We start from the raw sequence: 20,428 nt of genomic DNA, 5'->3' as shown, positions 1-20,428 counted from the left end.
TATGATGAAGAGCATTTAGATAAAGAAAGTAACGCATCAGATTTGTCGACAGAAGGCTTATTTCGCAAGCTTGTGAGCTGGTACAAAGAAGATGTGGAGCATGTGAACAAATGGCGTGAACATGCACGGGAGGATTTTGGTTTTTACAATGGTGATCAATGGAATGAGACTGATTTAGCAGCGTTAAAAGAGCAACGCCGCCCCGTTATGACTTTTAATCGTATTGCCCCACTGGTCAATGCCGTTGTGGGGTCGGAACGCAACAATAAGCGCGAGGTACAGTTCATTCCCCGTCAAGTAGGGAAGGCATTACCTAGTGAATTGCTTACAGGGGCGGCAGAATGGTTTCGGGACATGGCGCATGCCGAATACGCTGATAGTGATGCTTTCCAAGATGCGGTTATCTGCGGCATGGGGTGGACTGATACACGGCTTGATTATGAGAACAGCCTCGATGGTGAACCGGTAATTACGCGTTTAGACCCGTTAAAGATGGTTTGGGATAGTGCAGCGGTGCAACCGAATTTAACCGATGCGCAACGTTTGTGGTATGTAGATCGCAAGCCCTTGGAAGTAGCTAAGCAGATGTTTCCCAAATCTCATTGGACAGAGCTGAGTGCAGATTGGGCAAGGGATGGGAGCTCTCATGAAGGTGTTCACCATAATGATCTTGATTATTACAGTGATGAAGGGAGCATTGATGTTGAAAACGGTCGACGGATGGTTACACTTGTTGAATGCCGTTGGTTTGAAAGCGAGAGGTATTACAAAGCGCCCGATTTAAGCACTGGAGAACTTCGTGATTATAGCGAGGAAGAATTTAAGCAGCTACAGTGCATGATGCCCGATATCCAAGGGGCAGCTTTTAATAAAAAGGTTGTAAGACGTGCTTTTTTAGGGAGAAAGTTGCTTGAATCCCCCGATCAACCCATGGTTCCAGCGGGTCAATTGGGTTGGGAGTGTATAACGGGGTATTTTGACAAGATAGAACGGCAATTTTATGGGGTTGTGCGTCCTACAAAAGATCCACAACGATGGGCGAATAAATATTTTAGTCAAGTGATGCATATTCTCAACAGTCAATCCAAGGGTGGGATAATGGCTGAGAGGGGGGCGTTTGAAGATGAAAGAGAGGCTGTAAAGAGTTGGAGCAGGGTAGATAGTATAACGGTTTTGAAAAATGGTGCTTTGGCAGGTGGTAAGATACAGCCGAAGCCTGTAGCGCAATTCCCAGCAGGTTTTTTCCAACTGTTTAATGAAGCTAAGGAAGCAATTAATCAAGTGACGGGTTTATCGCCCGAATTCATTGGCACAAGAGAAGTGACACAAGCGGGTATTTTGGAGGCACAACGACGCCAATCCAGTTTAAATCTGCTTGCTTGTCTGTTTGATGGTTTACGTTTGTACCGCAAGCGGCAAGGTAAGATTATTTTGCACTTGATACAGAATTACTTGTCCGATGGTCGTTTGGTACGGATATCTGGTGAAGAGAATGCACAATATATTCCTTTGACGCGTGAAGCAGTGATGAGTGTTGATTATGACATTGTTGTTGATGATGCGCCAACGAGTCCGAACGAAAAAGAGCGTACCTTTGGCATTATCACGCAACTGCTTCCATTGCTTCAAAATGCTGTTACGCCGGATATCATGCTCGATCTACTTCGTTATTCGCCCTTGCCAGCGTCTCTCCTTAATCGTGTGAGTGAGAAGATGCAACAGCAGCAGCAAATGGCACAACAAGCGCAGCAACAGCAGATGGATCCAGAACAGGAAATGAAGTTGCAAGAAAAGCAGCAAGATATTGCGGCTAAAAGTCAGATGCAACAGATGGATTTACAAGGTAAGCAGATTGAATTGTTCATGCGTCAAAAGAGAGCAGAATTAGAAGCAGAAATGATGCAACAGCGCCATGACATTGAACGGCAGAAGCTTCTCAATGATCAGGCACACAATCAGATCATGCGAGAGCGAATAGCATTACACAGAGGTATGCATAGTTAAGAGAGGTTAAAGAATGAATGCAGAAATGAATGAAGGTATGAATGAAGATTACAGAGTTGGAGCACCGGTCTTTGATGATGAGAGCTCTTTTGATGCTGGCACTTATGATGGTGAAACGATTGATAATGATGACATTACGTCTCCAGAGCCGGTTGCACCGCCCGTTGAAAAGCCTTCAGAGATTGTTCCTAATTTAGAGCAGCAGCGAGCTGTTGAACAAGCTAACCAAGCGCGTGAAGCACTTGCCAAGTTTTATGAACCCCAATCCCAGACACCAATAGTTGAAGGTGAAAATGCACCCCCAGACCCTACACAAGACATTATTGGCTATATGGGTTGGATGGGGAAAAAACTACAAGAGCAAGATGCGTATATTCGTGCACAACAGGATGTTCAAAGGCAAGCCATTGAATCCCATGAATTTAATGGACATTTGAACCAGTTTTTAGAAAGTTCTGTTACATCAATCAAAGATAAATACAGTGATTTTGATGCAGCAGCGGATTTTCTTTATGAGACGCGTGCGAAGCAATTAAGTGCTTGGTCTTCTGTTTATCCGACTTATGCACAACGGAGCACGATAGATGCGATTATAGGGGATGAATTACGTACAATTGTTGCGACTTGTGCACAAAAGGGGGTTAATCCAGCAGAAGAGCTTTATAGGATAGCGCAAAATCTTGGCTATCAGAACCAAGGGGTTCAAGCGAATAATCAAGTAGCAGAACTTCAAAGCCGGCAGAATTCTGCGAGAACCTTAACAGCATCTGGAGGAGGGAGTATGACAGGTCCTATGACCAAAGAAACACTTGCGAATATGTCAGAAAAAGAATTCAATGCTTGGATATCAAATCCGAAGAATGAAGCCCGTTTTTATGAAATTATGGGTGCAGACCCTGATTAGGCAATAAGTTTTACAACATAATCCGCCTTGATGCGGGTTTTTCACCGGCTTTAAGCCGGTTTTTTTACAGCAAAGAAAGGTGAAATCAATGGCAACAACACATATAGGAACTCATGATCCGCAATCGGTGAAATTGTGGTCACAGAAATTAAGCAATGAAGTTTTGAAAGCAACGAAAATAGCTCCCCTGATTGGCAAAAGTTCGAACAGCATTATCCAGCTTTACAACGAAACCCATAAAAGTGCAGGGGATAGCGTTACGTTTAGTCTGCTGGTCAATCTGTTTGGGGACGGTGTCACGCAAGGCGAAACCTTAGAGGGCAATGAAGAAGCGCTTCAATTTATGAATGATCGGTTGGTGATTAACGAGCTTTTACATGCAGCACGTGTAGCGAATGATGACTCGATTGACCAACAGAGAATTCTCCCCAATTTACGGAAAAAAGCCAAAGAAGGTTTAGTTCGTTGGTATGCCAATCGTTTAAGCATCATGTTCTTTCTTCAGGTATGTGGTTATACACCCCGTACGATCAATGTTGATGGTCGAGAAGTGTATATTAAGCCGGTTCATTATGGCTTTAATGAAGTCATGGCACCAAGCAGTGAACGTATTATCCGCCCAGATGGAAAAACCAAGGATGAAGATCTCAATGATAAAGCCAAACATAGCTTTAGTCTTAAATTGATTGATGAAGCGGTTAAACAAGCCAAACTTGCCAATCCGCAAATTTCTCCAGTCCATGTCAATGGTGATGATGTTTATGTTTTGTATTTGCATCCAACACAAGTCATGCAATTGCGAACCAATACAGCCGTTGGTGAGTGGTTAGATATTCAAAAATCGGTTTATGCAACCTCTCGTGCGAAAAACCCAATCTTTGATGGTTCTCTAGGCATGTATAATGGCGTTATTTTACGTGAAGCGATACATGTCACCCATGGAGTTAACTCGACAAATAATACAGCGGTAAAGAGTGTGCGTCGTGCGGTTTTCTTAGGAGCCCAGAGTGCGGTTATAGGTTTTGGCAAGAATCACAGTGCAACGCATTACACACTCAAAGAAGAATATTTTGATTATGAACGTGAATTTGGTGTTGCAGCCAAGACCTTGATAGGAATGAAGAAGACCCGTTTCAAAATGCCAAATAGCGCACAAACAGCCCAAGATTTTGGAACGATTGTCATTCCTACCTACAGCGGTGAAGCTGGTGCGTAATCATTAAGGGGATAAGACATGGCAGATCAATTACCACCTCCATTGCAGGGAAGAACTCTTCATACCCAACAGGTAAGTTTCTTACGTTTGAATATTTCGCATAAAGATAAGCATCTTACGGAAAAAATCGGAATTTTGCCTCGTGGCGCTTTGATCACTTCGATGAAGGCTTTTGTCAAGACCGCGTTTTCTGAGACAAAATTAAAGATAGGCAGCACCTATGGCGGCAATGAGTTCAGTGAAAAAGACATCAAAGCCCAAGGCACGCAAGATTTTACGCCAACAGATCAAAAGTCTTTTGTTGCAGATGATAAGGAGATGACCCTTTATGCAACACGAGACAAAACAACAGATGCTGGTGAATGTATTGTGGTTGTGCAATTCGTAACAAATCATTGAGGGGATAAGACATGGCAGATTATTTACCACAGCCCTTGCAAGGGAGAAATCTTCATACGCAGCAGGTAAGCTTTTTGCGGCTTAATTTTAGCTATGAAGATAAAGAAAACGCTATGAGAATAGGCACGCTACCTCGTGGTGCTTTGATTACTTCAATTAAAGTGTTTGTTAAGACAGCATTTTCGGACACGAAGGTAAAAATAGGGTGCACTGCTGGCGGCAATGAGTTTGGTGAAGCAGAAATCAAACAACAGGCAGTAAAAGAGGTTAAGCCCACCAATCAGAAGGAGTTTATCCCTTATGATGAAGAACTTACTCTCTATGCTAAAGCTGATAAGACAGTACAAGCTGGGCAAGCAAGTATAGTCGTTGAATTCGTGACTAATCACTGAGAGGTCTTTTGATGACACGTCATTATATTCGGGTTAAAACCGGAGGACCGATACCAGTAAAGCGAGATGTTTATCGTCATAAGAGAACACTTTCGCACTTAGTGTCGGTCATTCAAGATGAGATTGATGACATAGCCGATGAGTATGTTCAACAAATCCAAGAAAGCATTTTTGCAGCTATTCGTTTTTGTGAACGGGAGACCTTTTACTTTAACGAAAGCCGTGATGTGGTGTTTGAGACACGGGCGGGACAAGGTGTTTATGATGCAAGCACTACCCGCCCTATTGAAACAGCTGTTAAAATCAAAAACGTTTATTTAAGTTCTGATCAACATCATAAGTTTGCCTTGGAATGTAATGACCATGTTTCTTTAGAGCCTTTGTTATCATCAGAGCAGCAAGGAACGCCGGTTTGTTACAGTTATTTTGATAGGAAATTACATCTTTATCCCACGCCGGATAAAGTCTATCAGATTCAACTCATTCTCTCTCCATTGCGTTTATCAGAGATAGAGAGTGTCGATGAGGAGCACCCATGGTTTGTGCACGCGTTTGATTTGATTAAGGCGCGTGCAAAATACGAACTTTACAAGAATATCTTGAAAGACCCCGATTGTGCGACGGCAGCTTACAATGACTTTAACGAACAGTTGCATGAATTGCGTGCAGAGACGTCTCAACGTCATAACGTTACCAGAATAATACCAACGGATTTTTAAGATGGTTTATTTTCCAGTAGCCGATTACAGACCAGATGTTGCGGTTGTCAACGGCAGTTTTACGGATAGCCTTGTGAATGTTTTACCGGCAGATGGTGGTTACATACCCATGCCAAGTGCAATGGTTGTTTCTAATCCTTTGGAAGAAAAGCCCTTGGGTTCAATCGCCTTTAGAAGCGGTAATGGTGTTAAGATAATCGTAGGAGGAGCTAAAAAGCTTTATGCTTATGATAGCCAAACGCGTGGTTGGCAAGACATCAGTCAAAATGGTGTGACGTATCAGGCAAATGATGAGAACAAATGGTCGTTTGCGTTGTTCGGTGATGCTGTCATTGCGGTGAATAAAAATGATAAACCGCAAGTTTTCAAGGTTCGCAATTCCCAACGATTTGAAGATTTAGGAGGCAATCCCCCCAAAGCAGGTTTGGTGAAAGTTTGGGGCGATTTTGTTTGTTTGATGCAATTGACAGATAATCCTAATCGTATCCATTGGTCAGGTCTCAATGATGCGACCCATTGGACGGTTGGTGTTAAAGATTGTTATTATCATAACTTTAATGATGGTGAACATGTGCAGGGTGCAACAGAATCGAGCAATCCAATCGTTTTTCTACGTTCTGCTGTTTATGCCGGTTCTTTTACGTTAGGGTCTAAGGTTCCGTTCATTTTTCAAAAGCTACAAGACAAGCGTGGAGCAAGAAGTGCAGCATCTATAGCCTGTCGTGGTAGTGATGCCTTTTTTGCTGGTGATGGCGGCTTTTATCAAATGAGTTTGGATGGTCAACTTTTATCGATAGGCTTTGAAAAGGTCGACCGAACGGTGTTTTCGACCTTTGATAAGCTTGCTCTTGATGAGATGCAAGCGGTGATAGACCCTGTCCATAATCGCGTTTACTGGTCCTTAAAAAGTTACAATAACGAGCAAACGACCTTTGTTTATGATTGGGGCTTGCAGAAATGGTCGACACTACAGGGAGAGCTTTTCACGTTCTTTCCAGTGTTTACAACAGGTTATACTTTAGAACAGTTAGATGAGATTTCGATCAATCTTGAGGCATTGCCGGCTTCTTTAGACAGCCCCCGTTGGCAAAGTGGCGCTCCAATGCTTGGTGCTTTTGATGAAAACAATCGGCTTGTTATGTTTACAGGAGCCCCGATGGAGGCAACGGTTGTTTCACAAGAGATGGGGGCACCGGATGGAAGTTTTAACTTTATTACGAAGATGTTTGCCGAAGTTGATACGACGGAAGGTCTTTTAAGCATTGGAGAGCGTCGGCTTCGCAATAATCAGACACCGATCACATGGCACAAGGAGAGGGTGTGTTCGTATGTCACGGGCGCTTATCATGGGCGTTCGCGCAATCGTTATCACCGCTTTAAATTGCGCATTCCTGAAGGCATTCATTGGAACCATATTACGGGATTTAATGTGGATTTACGTCCTTTAGGCAGAGGGTAATGGCAAAAGTCTTTTTGACCACGTCTTGGGATATGGAGCGTATAGCCCCTTATCTTGAAGAAATCATTGCATCTTTTAGAGAGTATGTAGAGCGTTTCAAACATGAAATTACGTTGCAAGAACTCATTGAAGCGATTTGCAGTGGTAAGAAACAGTTATGGCTTGTTTTGGATGATGAAGAGCGCTTTTTAGCGGTCGTCACGACCCAGATACAACAGACAGTTTTAGGAAAGAAACGCGCTCTGATTTGTGAATGTAGTGGCAAGGGTGTTCTTGATTTGGTTGACAATTTGCAAGTTGTAGAGGATTGGGCGCGTGAGAATGGGGCTTCTGAAATGGAGATCTTGGGTCGTTTGGGTTGGAAACGTGCATTGGACAAGCAAGGTTACAGCATAGATATGCTTTATTACAGGAAGGAATTGTAACATGGGGAGCAAGACACCGACAACAACAGAACAAAAGCAGGTGCAGACAAGCGCTCCTCCCTCTTGGATGCAGAATGTATTTAAGCGTGGTGGTGCAGATGCGTATAACATGTATGACACAGGGATTGGGGGTAATGTGTATGGAGGACCTCGTGTTGCGCCGTTAAGTGCTCAAACCACCCAAGCCATAGGTGGTCTTGGGAGTGTCCCTCATCATTATCAAAATCGCTCTTTGATGAATACAATCTATAATCCAACGTCGGCAGCCATGAATCTTCGACATATGGCTTCTGGTGGTATGATGGGAGAAAATTCGTATTTCAAACGAGCACTTCAAGAAGCGTTAGATGACTCAGACACTCAAATTAACAGATATTTCTCAGGGATTGGTCGTTATGCAACTCCTGATCACAGAGAGGAAGTGCGGAAAGGAAGAGATTCTATATACGCTCGTGCTATGTTAGAGCAATTTAATCGTGATGCGGATCGCATGATGCAAGCCAATGCCATGATAGACCAAGCCAATCAAAATCAGTTGGGAGCATCAAATAACTTCTTGCAGGGTTATGGCAATGCCTATTCCAATGCCATACAGGGGGGAGGTGTGCTTGATAATTACAATCAGAGAGTTGTTGATGCCAATCGTGAACGTTGGCTGGAACAAGACAATAGCGGCTGGAATAGGTTGAATATGCTTATGAACGCCGGTCATGGCTTTGCAAGGAATTACGGCACGACGACGAATAATCATACAATCTCTAAGATAGAGGGCAATAATCCGTGGAAAAATGTAGGGGCTATAGGTTCTCTGGCACTTCAAGCAGCACCGATGGCTTTTGGTTATATGGCAGGTGGTCCAATGGGAGCAGCGTTGGCAGGAGGAGCATCCAAGCTTTTTTTAGATTACATGAATCAAAAGAAAGCTCTGGAGAATAATTAAAGAATAGTTTTGTAGGAGAGTGTGATGGCATTTCCATTATTAGGCTTAGCTGCTGGGGTAGCAGGTGGGGCAGCATTGAGATATGGACCTCATATTTTTAGGTATCTTTATCCCAGAGTAGCTCCAAAAATGGTTACAGGGGCGAAAGGATTGGGACAATTAATGAAACCAAACCTGAAGAATCCTTTAGTAATTGGTGGGGCGATTGGGAGTATTCTGGATAATATAAATGAAGCACAAGCCCCATCCAACCCCTATTTACAGAATAGTCTGAATCCATATGGACCATTTATGCCCTATACGGCTCCTGGAGCGGAAATGCCTCTTGGATTTGATCAACATCCACCCATGCCAAATGCACTAGAGAGTACTCCACAAGAACTAAAACCTCATGTTAATGAACAAACGCAACCATTAGCACCCGCTTCCCCAACACCGCCTTCTGAACCAACAGATGCAGAGAAATTTTTACAGTCCAATACTTATAAGTTTTTTCAATCGGATGCGTATCAGAAGCTCAAAGATCTTTTTGCAGGTATGGCGGCAGCACCTACAGATGGTTCTGGATGGGATGCGCTTGCAAGTGGTGTGAAGCATCTTAATGAAGGAGATAAGGAAAGAGGGCAGGTTAACCAGACTGTCGAGTATCTAAAGTCCAAAGGATATAGCGAAGAAGAAGCGCGGTTCATGGCACGTAATCCGCAAATGCTTAATGGGTTGTTTACACAAGGAATGAATGCACGTTCTAGTTCTCAGCAAATAGATAATATACCACCTAAACTTTCTCCTGATTACTATGGTGTTTTTAATCCTGAGACTAAACAGTGGGAAGCAAAGGTCATTAAAGGAAGTAAGACATATGAGGAAAAAAAAGAAAAGATTATAAAGCAAAAACAATTTTTTGAATCTGAATTAGTTAGTCAGAATACTAATATTAGGTTACTTGATAATATAGAAAAAGTAGTTCGATCTACATTAACTGGTACAAATTTATTAGCATCAATATTTTCAGTATTATCTGCAACTGACGCTTCAATGTTAAAGTCAAATATTGAAGCGGTTAAAAAGAATCTTGCACGTGATACTTTGGAGGAAATGAAACAGAAGTCACCAAATGGAGCGTCAGGGTATGGAAATATGAATATACAAGAATTTACATCATTACAGACCCGTTTGGGAAATTTAGATCCAAACCTGAGGCGAGATATATTGTTAGAAGAAGTTATAGCTGTAAAAGAGGCAGTGTTGAAGGCACAGAGTAATACACAAAAACTTTTAAATAATTGGAACACTGAATATAAGGATTTTCTATCATTGCCTATTTTACCTATTTCACAATTTACACATGTAAAAAATAAAGATGATGAGGATAGATTGTCTAAAGGTGAAATCTTTGTAGATGACGGTGGTTACATAAGAAACAAGTGAAAGAGAAATTGATATGGGATATGTACCTTATTCTCCTGTTATTGGCCATATTTCAGATAAAGACATAATGGAAAAAATTCAAGCGGCATTGTATAAAAATAGCAGCCAGCAGACGAGTAATTATACACCTTATTCTCCTATCATTGGTCATATTTCAGATAAAGATATAATGGAAAAAATTTGGAATGCACAAAATAGCTATACAGGGGTTACACAGCATCCAGAAGAAACACAAAAGTTAGAAGAAGAATATCCTACTGAAAATATTTCGATGTGGGATGCTCTCAGAAGCTCTACTGCAGAAGGACTTACAGCAAACTTTAGTGATGAGCTTCAAGGTTTGTTTGCCCACTTATCAGGAAGCAATTATGATGAGGCTGTAAAGAAGGCACGCGCTTATCAGAGGGCAGTACATAGAGCATATCCTTGGTTATCATTTGGTGGAAATGTTATAGGGTCTATTTTACCATTGATAGCGACGGGGGGAGTGCCGTTAATTGCGAGTAGGTTAGGGTTAGCAGCATTTGGAGCTAGAAAAGCTAGTTTGTTTTCCCGTCTTATAGGTGAAGCAATAGGTATTCCAGGAAAAGATTTAGGTCTTAAAACAGCGGTGAGATCAGGTGCATTATCAGGAGCGTTATCAGGAGTTGGAAGTGGTGTAGGATGGGGAGATTCTATAGATAGTGGGATAAATAATGCTGTAATTGGAAGTGTAGCGTCTCCATTTCTCTCTATCGTAGGTTCTTTTGCTGGGAGAGGGTATAATGCTATCGGCAATGCAGTAAAGAAAGCTCCAGATGGTTTTTCTAAGAGAGATTTACGGAATATTGCTAGTTATGCATATCATTCGGGGATAAAAAACCTACCAGATACTCTTGCAAAAAGTGGTTCTGAAGCACGTCTTAGTGATATTATTCCAGGATTTAAAAATCATATTTATGGTATAGTTCAAAACAATAGGATGCTTCATGAGCAGCTTAATGAAGAGCTTGGTAAAAGAGCAGCTGGAATTTCAGGACGAATGGGTAAAGCTCTAGATGAAAACTTTATCAAAAGAAAGGGAAGTGGAGATCTTGAAGATGCTTTAGAAGAGTCAGTAAACAAATCTACTTCGACTCTGGATGCAGGACAGCTTCAAAAAGCTTTTGATAATATAGGTAGTATAAAGTCACAACCATTATATGATACAGCATTAAGTACTACTTTAAAGCCTGAACACCAAAAAAAGGTGCAACAGTTAATGGAGCATTCACATTTTAAGAAAGCTTACGAAGAAGCTACGCAAGATGTCAATAATCGAAAAATTACGGATGCGGCGTATGTACAAAAATATCCTGATTCTATAATGGATATTCTTCACCGAACCAAAGTAAAGATTAGTAATCAGATTCAACGTGATAATCTAAATGGTATAGACACTGCGGATCTTGTTTCACTTGAAAAGTATATTATAAAGTTGCTAGAGGACATTTCAGGGGATTATAAGACAGCAAGGGAGGTTTTTGCCTATTATAAAGATCTCTCTAAAGCTATAAAAGAAGGATACGATTCTTTGAGTTCTTCTGTTTCTATCAATGAGGCTCTGAATAAAAGCAATCTATATCAAAGTAAAGGTAAAGTGTCATCTGTTGGTGATAGAGCTCCGTCATTCGAAGATGCTTATAAATTAGGCATAAGAAGTAAGATTGATGATGAAATGTTCAATTCTAGCGATAAGTTAGAATATTATAAAAATCTTTTCAACACAGACAGCTATGTAGAAAAACTAAAATCTCCTTTTGGTGAAGATGCTGTAAAGAGACTAAAGGACGCTTTTGAGTACGAACAGTTGTATAATAAAACCTATAAGGGAATTCCAGAGCTAAGAGATAGAGCACGCCCAAAACTTTTTCAAGGGTTTAAAGAATATAAAGATATTGGGCAATTTCCGCATGCTGTTGTAAGAATACTAAGAAATGCACACAGGATGACAACAAGCCAGAAAAATCTAAAAGCTCTCCAGAAACTAGATAAAAAAATGCTAGAGCTCGATTCTTTAAAAGTAGGGGGATATAATAACAAACAAGTAGCAAAAATTATTCAAGATTTCATTAATGATTATGAAAAAGGACTTGTAAACAATGATATTGCAAAACGCTTTCATGCTTCTTTATCTCGATTAATGTGGGGAATGATGACAGCGGGATCTAGGAATTCTGAGTAATGCAATAGTGATATCAACAATGGGGAAAGCTAACAAAATGACTAGCTATTATAGTCCTGCTGTTAATCAAGCGATACGGCAAACGGCAGCGCGTTATGGTCTGCCCGAAAGCTATTTATACCGTGTTGCGCAAGTTGAAAGTGGAGGCAATCCGAATGCAAGGAATCCCCGCTCTTCTGCGGGTGGGTTGTATCAATTTATAGACAGCACCGCCAAACAATATGGTTTGCAGGATCGTTTTGACCCCATGCAAGCGGCAGATGCCATGGGGCGGTTGACACTTGATAATCGCAATCATTTAAGCCGCCTGTTGGGAAGAGCGCCTAGTGAAGCGGAGTTGTATTTAGCACATCAACAAGGAGCAGGAGGAGCCGCGCGGCTTTTGCAAAATCCCCATGCCAATGCGGCGCAAATTGTTGGCAGCAATGCGGTTGGCTTGAATGGTGGAAACAACGCTATGCGTGCAAGTGATTTTGTCAACCGTGTATTACAGATGTATGGTGGGCAGCCTCATAGAGCAAGTCCTACAGCGCATGGTGGCATTAGAAATAGAGACAACTTGTTAGAGGTTTTAAGGGCATTATTAGCATCACAAGAAGAGGCTTCGGAAGAAGAAGAGAGTGATGAAGATGATAATCCTTTGATGACGCAATTCATGCGGGCGTTTTACGGACCATTTTACCGGAATTAGGATTCACGAGAAATGTCAACGATTTATGATTGGTCGCTTAGAGCGGCGGATAATACGCGTTCTGATAATTTGATTGATTGGTCCGAAGGACAGTATCCTAGCAGTGTGAATACGAGCGCCCGTGTGATGATGCAGCGCGTAAAGGAATACTTGTCAGACACGGGTGGAGAGCTTGAAGGCATTGTGACAAATGATCATGTCCAACAAACGAGTGTGATAAGACTTGCAAGCACTTCACAGTTTTTAGAGTATAAGAATGGTATCGTTTTGCGCTTTATGGCGACGGGCAGGAATGTTGGAGCGACCACGATTGTCTTAAATGCTTTAGATGGCAAGCCGGTTTATAAAGCAACAGAATTAGGCATCAGTGCATTATCGGGAGGGGAAATCCAACAGGGGTGCATTTATACATTGTTTTATAATGAAGATCATTGGCATCTTGTTAATCCTACCTCTATCCCTTTAGAAGAAGAAAGCAGTCTTTATCCCACGGGTTTTATAGGAACGTTTGGAATGCGTGGGATTCCAAAGGATTGGTTAATTTGCGATGGGAAGGCTTATTTGCGTCGTGATTATCGTGATTTATTTGAGACGATAGGAACGGTTTGGGGAGAGGGGGATGGCGCCACGACATTTAATGTTCCAGATTTTCGAGGGATGTTTTTACGGGGGCTTGATGGAGGGCGCAATATTGATGAGGGGCGTTCTTTTGCAAGTGTGCAAACAGATTTAATCGAGTCTCACCAACATCAAGGACAGAGCCTTTCGATGTCTCATTTTACCAGCAACGAAAATTTTTGGGATGGGAATACGACAGATGTGTTGGGTTATCGTCTAGGCTTGTTTGGGGGGAGTTCTCTCGCGAATTTTATGGGCATAGAGCGTGAGAATTTAGGGGGCTACATTGTAAGTCCTTATACTCTTGATGAGAGCCAAGAGGTTGTTTTGAAGAGCACTGGTGAAGGCGAGACGCGTCCAGTAAATGTGAGTGTTCTGTTTGCGATTAAGACATGAGATTTAAGATGTCGACAATTTATGATTGGTCTTTAAATGCCTCCTTGAATGCCTATTGTGATGATTTAATAGATTGGTCAAAAGGACAACGTCCTAGTAGTCTGAATAATAGTGCTCGTGTGATGATGCAGCGTGTGCGTGAATATTTATCCGATACGAGTGGTGTGATTGAAAGTACTTTTACGGTTGATGCTGAACAACAGACGACGTTGATAAGACTTCAAAGCCAATCGCAATTTTTAGAGTATAAGAATGGGATATCAGTTTGTTTTAAAGCGAAGGGTAAGAATGTTGGGGAAACCGCAATTGCCTTGAATGATTTAGCCGCTAAACCTGTTTATAAGGCGACGGAATTAGGCATTCGTGCATTATCTGGAGGCGAGCTTCAAAGGGGGTGCATTTATAGCTTGGTTTATAGGGATCATGCTTGGCATGTTTTAAATCCTACGCCTCTCTCTTTATCACAAGAACCGGTTATTCCCATTTGTCCTACAGGGACGATAGGAATTTTTGGAATGCAAGTTTTGCCAGAGGGCTGGTTACCCTGTGATGGGAAGGCTTATTTGCGCAGTGATTATCCTGCTCTTTATGATGCGATAGGGATCAGATGGGGAGGCGCTGATACTTGGAACAAGTTTAACGTTCCCGATTTGCGTGGTGTTTTTTTACGAGGTGTTGATGATGACCGCGAGATAGACCGCTTTCGTTATCTTGGCACTTTACAAAATGACGCTATGAGAAAGCATGATCATAGTGGTCAATCCTTTACGATTTTGAATGATGAAAATCAGGAAGAGAGTTGGCATGGTGATATGACGATCATCTGGGGATATGTGTTGAATGACCAGCAAAGATTGAAACTTGCCGAACGTTTGGGTGTGAGAGCAGAGGATATACGTGTGCACCATAAGCTCGCCTTTCCCCATTCCCACCTTCATATGCGTGATGTTGCATTGGCAAGTTCAGGTGTAAGTGAGACGCGCCCGATTAATATGAGTGTTGTATTTGGAATCAAGACGTGAGGTTTAGATGTCCACGATTTATGATTGGTCTTTAACGGCATCTGAGAATGGTGGTGCTGATGCTTTGATTAATTGGTCAGAGGGACAGCATCCTAACACAGTCAATAATAGCGCTCGTTTTATGATGCAGCGGGTGCGTGAATATTTATCGGATACGGGCGGCGTACTTGAAGGGATTGTGACGGTTGATAATAACCAAAAGACGAGCGTGATAAGGCTTCTAAGCCAATCGGCATTTTTAGAGTATAAGAATGGGATATCGGTTTGTTTTAAAGCGAAGGGCAAGAATGTTGGGGCGACAACAATTGCTTTAAATAATTTAGCTGGCAAACCTGTTTATAAGGCGACAGAAACCGGTTTATTAGCCTTATCGGGAGGAGAGATACAAGATGGCTGTCTTTATACGCTTGTGTATGATGAAGATATAACCGGTTGGCAAGTTCTCAACCCGACAAGGGGCAAAGTTTCTTCCTTAAAACGCTTACCCACTGGTCTGATAGGACCGTTTGCAATGGAGCGCTTGCCGGATGGTTGGTTGCCATGTGATGGGAAGGCTTATCCGCGGCTTGTCTATTGGGATTTATTTTGTGCGATAGGGACGACGTGGGGAGAAGGAGATGGCGCCACGACGTTTAATGTTCCCGATTTTCGGGGGCTATTTTTACGAGGACTTGATAATGAACGCAATTTAGACCCTTGGCGTTCTTTTGCAAGTATACAACCCTGTTCTTTAAAAGCGCACGAACATTTTATAGGTCCAGCGTCATCAGAAGGTCTTTCTTCTCGTAAAAAACGGGATGTTTCTTCTACTGAAGCTCACTTGAAAAGGCGAAAGAGAGCTATAGACGAAGAGTGTGTAGGTTTGAGTGGGGATGCCTTGGAAAGGTGTAATCAAGAATTTGACCGAATAGCAGGAAGTCCACAGGTAGAGCTTCCATTTTGGTTTACAGAAAAAGATAAGCCGCCGCGTTTACCTTGGTTTATCAGGAGCCCTTTTGCTAATTTTTTATATCATTCGACCCCTATAAAAGAGGGTGTCCATGACCAAGCGCATCATGAACATCACCTCATGGCAGAGAGGTTTGGTGGTGTTGAAACGCGCCCCGTTAATGTGAGTGTAATTTATGGGATCAAGACATGAGGAGTTGAAATGTCATTAAAACCGTTTGCGATATCAGAGATTAGCGACCCGTCTCAAGTACGGGTCGTTTTGTATTCGGGGGAAGGATTTGTACATGCGCCGCTTCATGGGGTTTTTGATTTACTGAAAACAGCTTTGAAAAGCGAGCTTGATGGTTCTGTAAAAGATTTAGAGAAGCGCTTAGAGACTTTAAGAGAAGAGCTTGAAGATTTGAAAGAGTGTTCATTGGATGAAGCCCTCTGAATGAAGGAATAAAGCAGATGAAGATACCCGATCATGAACATGAATATTTGATACCTGTTGCGACGAGAGAAGAAATCAGAGAAGGGACTTCGCAAGACAGCGTTGTTGTTCCGAAGCTTTTAGGGACGGCATCTTTGTATTCGTATGAAACCTTTGCGCCGTTAGAGCAGGTTGTTAATGCAAGGCAAGAAGCAGAAAAAGCCATGGCGCGTGCGAATGGGGCGCAACAAACAGCAGATCAAGCGAAAACTATAGCAGACAGTGTCAAGGAATTATCGGATGCAGCAGCGACGACGATAGCGCAAGCAGCAGGCACAGCAGCGAGTGCAGTTACTGTAGCCAAAGAAGCCAAGACGACAGCTGATACAGCTTTAGAGCAGGCAAATACGGCATTAACAGTATCCAATGCCGCCAAGACAACAGCAGAGGTATCGAAAACCTCTTCAGAAGATGCCAAGATGAAGTCAGAAGCGGCTGAGAGGTTAGCGCAAGAAGCCAAGCGTATTGCGGATGATACTAAAGGTGCAGCCGATAGAGTGGCGACAACGGTCACGGAAAGCTCTCAAAGAGTGACACAAGTTCAAAGCACAGTAGAGACAGCTTTGACAGAGGCAAGAGAAGCCAAGGCAACGGCAGGAGATGCAAAAACACTTTCCGAACAAACCAAGAGCGCTTTTGATGATGCCAAGCAGGTGATGGGCGAGGTGAAGAATGTTGCAGAAACAGCAGCAACGAACAGTGGGCAAGCTCTCACGACAGCTTCTGAAGCCAAGATGACAGCTGATAGAGCTTCTTCGGTAGCTGGTGATGCAAAAGAAACGGCGTCTAAAGCCCTGTCGGTAGCTCATGGTCTTAAGCAATCGGTTGATCATGTCAAGAATACAGCTGAGGGAGCCAAAAGGACAGCAGAAGGAGTAGAGCAGAGGGCTTTAACAATAGAAGACGTTGCTACACAAGCCAATACTAAAGCTGGTGAAGCCAAACAATTGGTTGAAGAAGTTAAGACGACAGCGCATTTAGCAGAAACGTTAGCGAATAATGCAAAGCAGTTAGCGGATAGTGCAAAAGACACAGCGGTGGAAGCGAAGAATAAAGCAGAGGATGCTCATGTCCTATCGCAAGAAGCTAAGAGCACAGCAGAGACGGCAGAAGAGAAAGCCGCAAGAGCCGAAAAGAAGGCAGATGATGCGACAGTTACAGCTTCTGAAGCCAAGACTATGGTGCAAGAAGCAAAACAGGCGTTAGAGACATCCACAGCGCAACAAGATGCTTCAGAAGCACTGTCTCAAGCCGCTGAAGCGAAGAAAGTAGCAGATCAGGCAGCAACGTTAGCCAATGAAAGTAAAACGACAGCTGTTGAGGCAAAAGGTTTAGTGGAGGAAGTAAAACAATCGGTAGCGACAGCGACAGCAACAACAGAGAGTGTAGCTAAGGAAGCTAAAGTAGCATCAGAAAGCGCTGTTAGGGTGGCGAATACAGCGAGGACCACAGCAGAAGAAGCCAAGAGTGCAGCGGATAGTGCAACAGCAACGGCTCATCAAGCTCAACAGAATGCAGAGGAGGCTACAAAATTAGCTTCTGAAGCGAAAGCGGTAGCAGAGTCTGCGGTGCGTTCAGGAGAGACGGCAGGGCAGGTGAGTGTGGAAGCGGTGCAGGGCATAGCACAAGAGGCGAAGCGTAAAGCGGATGAAGCTGAAAAAATAGCACAAGAATCTAAAGATGCTTTGGATGATGTAAAGCAAGTAGCTGGTCGTGCGAAGTCGATAGCAGAAGAGGCAAAAAAGGTTTCTGAAAGCGCCCAGAAGAAGGCAGTACAGGTAGAGACAGTAGCGGATGAAGCCGAAAAAATAGCACAAGAAGCCAAACAGACAGCAGGTTATGCCAAGCATGATGCGGAGCAAGCGCGTAGTGAGGTGGAAAATGCAAAAAGCACAGCGAATGCAGCGTGGAATAAAGCCCACAAAGCGAATGAAACAGCAGATAGTGCTAAGCTTACAGCAAGTTTAGCAGAAACGGCAGGCGAAGAAGCCAAGAAAATAGCGGAGAAAGCCAATAACTACGCGTATCAAGCCAAGAGCGAAGCCGAAAAAGCCAAGGAAATAGCCAATAGTGCAAAATATGCAGCAGGAGAGGCGCAAAAGGCAGCTGAAACAGCGGGTAAAAAAGCCGCGTCTTTAGAAGCAGCCGCAGAAGAAGCACAAAAAATAGCACAAGAAGCCAAACAGACAGCAGGTTATGCAAGACATGACGCGGAGCAAGCGCGCAATCAGGCAGAAAATGCAGAGAAAATAGCCTCGTCTGCGAGGAGTAGGGTTATCGATATCAATCAAGTGGTTGAGAATTTTAAAGCCCCCGTAAGTTTAGCGCGGATGTACTCAGACGAAGCCAAGAAAAAAGCCGAGTCGGCAGATTCACAAGCCTATCAAGCCAAGAGCGAAGCCGAAAAAGCCAAGGAAGTAGCTGATAGAGCGAAAAGGACAGCAGAAGAAGCTAAAACAACAGCCGATACGACGAAACAAGAGCTTGAAGGTATCAAGAGTTCCCTAGCAACGGCAACAACAGCCCATACAGTAGCTTCACAGACAAAAGTGCTAGCGGAAGAGGTAAACAATTTACTGAAACAGTCCAATTTAACGGTTCTTTCAATTTCCACACCGTTTCTTGTTGCGAAAGGCAAAGCGGAATTAACCTTGAAAAAAGGAACACGCATAACCTTGGCATTAGGCAATGATATTTTAGTTGCAAGTTATACGGCAGATACAAGAATAAGCGTTCCTCCTCTTTCGGTGGGCAAAGATTATTATGTTTATTTGGTTTCTGATGGAGGACAGTCTCATAAACTTGTTTTATCAGAAAACTCTACGTATCCAAGGAATTACACAGTGAGTAATTCGCGAAAGATAGGAGGGTTTCATACGCTCTGTGCGGATGTTGGTACGATTTCCGGTCACCCATTGTCTGGTTATAGAGCAGGGGATATTTTACCCAATTCAGTTTGGTGTCTCAATCACCGCCCGCATAGTTCACCAGAAGGAATGGTTTATGACCCCTCTACAGATCTTTGGGTTGATATTTATCTTCAGTCAGGGACGGGTCACAATACCCGCTCGGCGTATAATGTTCCTATTACGACGAACCGTCTACAAACAGATCACATATCCGATATGCTGCGTGTTAAGAAGGCTTTGCTCAATAATACAGAATTTGCCTCCGCGATGTATGGAAGCAATGAAGGTGGTGGGATTCAAGGCAAAAAAGCACCTTCACCAAAACATTCTGGAGGTTATAAGAATACGGCAAATATACGGATGGTTTCGCATATCGGTTGTGAAGATGGTTGCGGTTATGTTTGGCAATTTGTGAAAGATGTTTGTTTCATGCAAACGGTAACTGGAACCTCACCAAATGTACAGTTTAAAAAAGATATGTATGCATTGTTGGCTGGTGGAGACTGGTCAGATACTACGAATATCAATCCACATCTGCGTGCAATCATTATACGGAATGCCATTTATGAATCGGCTGGCGCCCGTGGCTGTAGTTATCCACGGCATTTTATTTAGGAGGGGTAGATGATAGATTATCCAGAGCATTTAAATAGCAAAGAAGATTATATGAATATGCTTTCCTTTGATAAGGCTGAAACCGTAAGGAGGTTAGAGGTTCTTTTAGAGACGCGTTTTTATTGGGTTTTAGTCAAGGAGTTAAGTGAAGGAGAAGAGGGGATTGAAGATGACACGCATAAGGTTTGTCTAACAACAACCATACCGTTTGATTCAAATGGTGATTTTGTAGAAAAGCGTTGTCAGTATGAATTACAGGAAAGCGAATATGCGCCGCTCTTTCAACTTGGCTTTCGTGTTGAAGAAGTCGAGCAGCTGATCAAAGAGCATAGCCAATAGAGATCATAAGAAAATATTTTTATGCCGCCTCACTTTTGTGGGGCTTTTTTTATGGAGCGTCAGATGAGAAAGATATCGAAAGAAGGATTAGAGCTTATCAAACAATGGGAAGGTTTGCGTTTAGAGGCATATCGAGATACGGCATGTGTCTGGACGATTGGTTATGGCCACACCAGCAATGCGGGTCACCCCCTTGTCAAAAAAGGCATGTGTATTAGCCAAGAGCAAGCAGAAGAAATCCTTTGTGAAGACTTAAAGCAATTTGAGAAGACGGTAGAGGAATCGGTCACGGTTTCGTTAACGGATTGCCAATTCGCGGCATTGGT

19 protein-coding genes are annotated in these 20,428 nt (G+C 42.8%); all 19 read left to right on the top strand.

Annotated features, from left to right (window positions below; all coding sequences use genetic code 11):
- Positions 1-2,004, top strand: a 2,004-nt coding sequence (locus ACFIK0_RS08085) for a portal protein (RefSeq protein ID WP_375663778.1), incomplete at its 5' end; no start/stop codon positions are given.
- 13 nt (positions 2,005-2,017) lie between these two features.
- Complete coding sequence (locus ACFIK0_RS08080) at positions 2,018-2,908, top strand: hypothetical protein (protein ID WP_375663777.1); 891 nt, start codon at positions 2,018-2,020, stop codon at positions 2,906-2,908.
- An 88-nt stretch (positions 2,909-2,996) separates the two neighbouring features.
- Complete coding sequence (locus tag ACFIK0_RS08075) at positions 2,997-4,124, top strand: N4-gp56 family major capsid protein (protein WP_375663776.1); 1,128 nt, start codon at positions 2,997-2,999, stop codon at positions 4,122-4,124.
- Between the two features lie 18 nt (positions 4,125-4,142).
- Positions 4,143-4,523 (top strand): hypothetical protein, encoded by a 381-nt coding sequence (locus ACFIK0_RS08070; RefSeq protein WP_375627043.1) that lies wholly within the window; start codon positions 4,143-4,145, stop codon positions 4,521-4,523.
- Between the two features lie 11 nt (positions 4,524-4,534).
- On the top strand, positions 4,535-4,915 hold the full coding sequence (locus ACFIK0_RS08065) for a hypothetical protein (RefSeq protein WP_375629353.1): 381 nt from the start codon (positions 4,535-4,537) through the stop codon (positions 4,913-4,915).
- An 11-nt stretch (positions 4,916-4,926) separates the two neighbouring features.
- Complete coding sequence (locus ACFIK0_RS08060) at positions 4,927-5,634, top strand: hypothetical protein (protein WP_375663775.1); 708 nt, start codon at positions 4,927-4,929, stop codon at positions 5,632-5,634.
- A gap of 1 nt (position 5,635) precedes the next feature.
- On the top strand, positions 5,636-7,093 hold the full coding sequence (locus ACFIK0_RS08055) for a hypothetical protein (protein ID WP_375658326.1): 1,458 nt from the start codon (positions 5,636-5,638) through the stop codon (positions 7,091-7,093).
- Positions 7,093-7,518: a hypothetical protein gene (locus tag ACFIK0_RS08050; protein WP_375663774.1), complete on the top strand. Its 426-nt coding sequence runs from the start codon at positions 7,093-7,095 to the stop codon at positions 7,516-7,518. The genes ACFIK0_RS08055 and ACFIK0_RS08050 overlap by 1 nt, the downstream gene beginning before the upstream one ends.
- A gap of 1 nt (position 7,519) precedes the next feature.
- Positions 7,520-8,458, top strand: a complete 939-nt coding sequence (locus ACFIK0_RS08045) for a hypothetical protein (RefSeq protein ID WP_375663773.1) — start codon at positions 7,520-7,522, stop codon at positions 8,456-8,458.
- 24 nt (positions 8,459-8,482) lie between these two features.
- Positions 8,483-9,886 carry a hypothetical protein gene (locus tag ACFIK0_RS08040; protein WP_375663772.1) on the top strand — a complete coding sequence of 468 codons (1,404 nt, stop codon included), beginning with the start codon at positions 8,483-8,485 and terminating at the stop codon, positions 9,884-9,886.
- A gap of 13 nt (positions 9,887-9,899) precedes the next feature.
- Entirely contained in the window at positions 9,900-12,089 is a 2,190-nt protein-coding gene (locus tag ACFIK0_RS08035) for a hypothetical protein (RefSeq protein ID WP_375663771.1), read from the top strand.
- A gap of 37 nt (positions 12,090-12,126) precedes the next feature.
- Entirely contained in the window at positions 12,127-12,780 is a 654-nt protein-coding gene (locus tag ACFIK0_RS08030; protein WP_375663770.1) for a transglycosylase SLT domain-containing protein, read from the top strand.
- 12 nt (positions 12,781-12,792) lie between these two features.
- Complete coding sequence (locus ACFIK0_RS08025; protein ID WP_375663769.1) at positions 12,793-13,794, top strand: phage tail protein; 1,002 nt, start codon at positions 12,793-12,795, stop codon at positions 13,792-13,794.
- Positions 13,795-13,802: 8 nt separating this feature from the next.
- Positions 13,803-14,816 carry a phage tail protein gene (locus tag ACFIK0_RS08020; RefSeq protein WP_375663768.1) on the top strand — a complete coding sequence of 338 codons (1,014 nt, stop codon included), beginning with the start codon at positions 13,803-13,805 and terminating at the stop codon, positions 14,814-14,816.
- Positions 14,817-14,823: 7 nt separating this feature from the next.
- Positions 14,824-15,957 carry a phage tail protein gene (locus ACFIK0_RS08015; RefSeq protein WP_375663767.1) on the top strand — a complete coding sequence of 378 codons (1,134 nt, stop codon included), beginning with the start codon at positions 14,824-14,826 and terminating at the stop codon, positions 15,955-15,957.
- Between the two features lie 9 nt (positions 15,958-15,966).
- The gene (locus tag ACFIK0_RS08010; RefSeq protein WP_375663766.1) at positions 15,967-16,200 is read left to right on the top strand and encodes a hypothetical protein; all 234 of its coding nucleotides are present in this window, start codon (positions 15,967-15,969) and stop codon (positions 16,198-16,200) included.
- Between the two features lie 17 nt (positions 16,201-16,217).
- Positions 16,218-19,763, top strand: a complete 3,546-nt coding sequence (locus ACFIK0_RS08005) for a hypothetical protein (protein ID WP_375663765.1) — start codon at positions 16,218-16,220, stop codon at positions 19,761-19,763.
- A 9-nt stretch (positions 19,764-19,772) separates the two neighbouring features.
- A complete protein-coding gene (locus tag ACFIK0_RS08000; RefSeq protein ID WP_375654732.1) occupies positions 19,773-20,102 on the top strand; it encodes a hypothetical protein in 330 nt (109 codons plus the stop codon).
- A 63-nt stretch (positions 20,103-20,165) separates the two neighbouring features.
- On the top strand, positions 20,166-20,428 hold a 263-nt coding region (locus tag ACFIK0_RS07995; protein WP_375663764.1), incomplete at its 3' end, for a lysozyme.

This window comes from Bartonella sp. CL63NXGY (genome assembly GCF_042194905.1).
GTDB lineage: Bacteria > Pseudomonadota > Alphaproteobacteria > Rhizobiales > Rhizobiaceae > Bartonella.
This window is presented reverse-complemented; position numbering and strand designations above follow the sequence as displayed.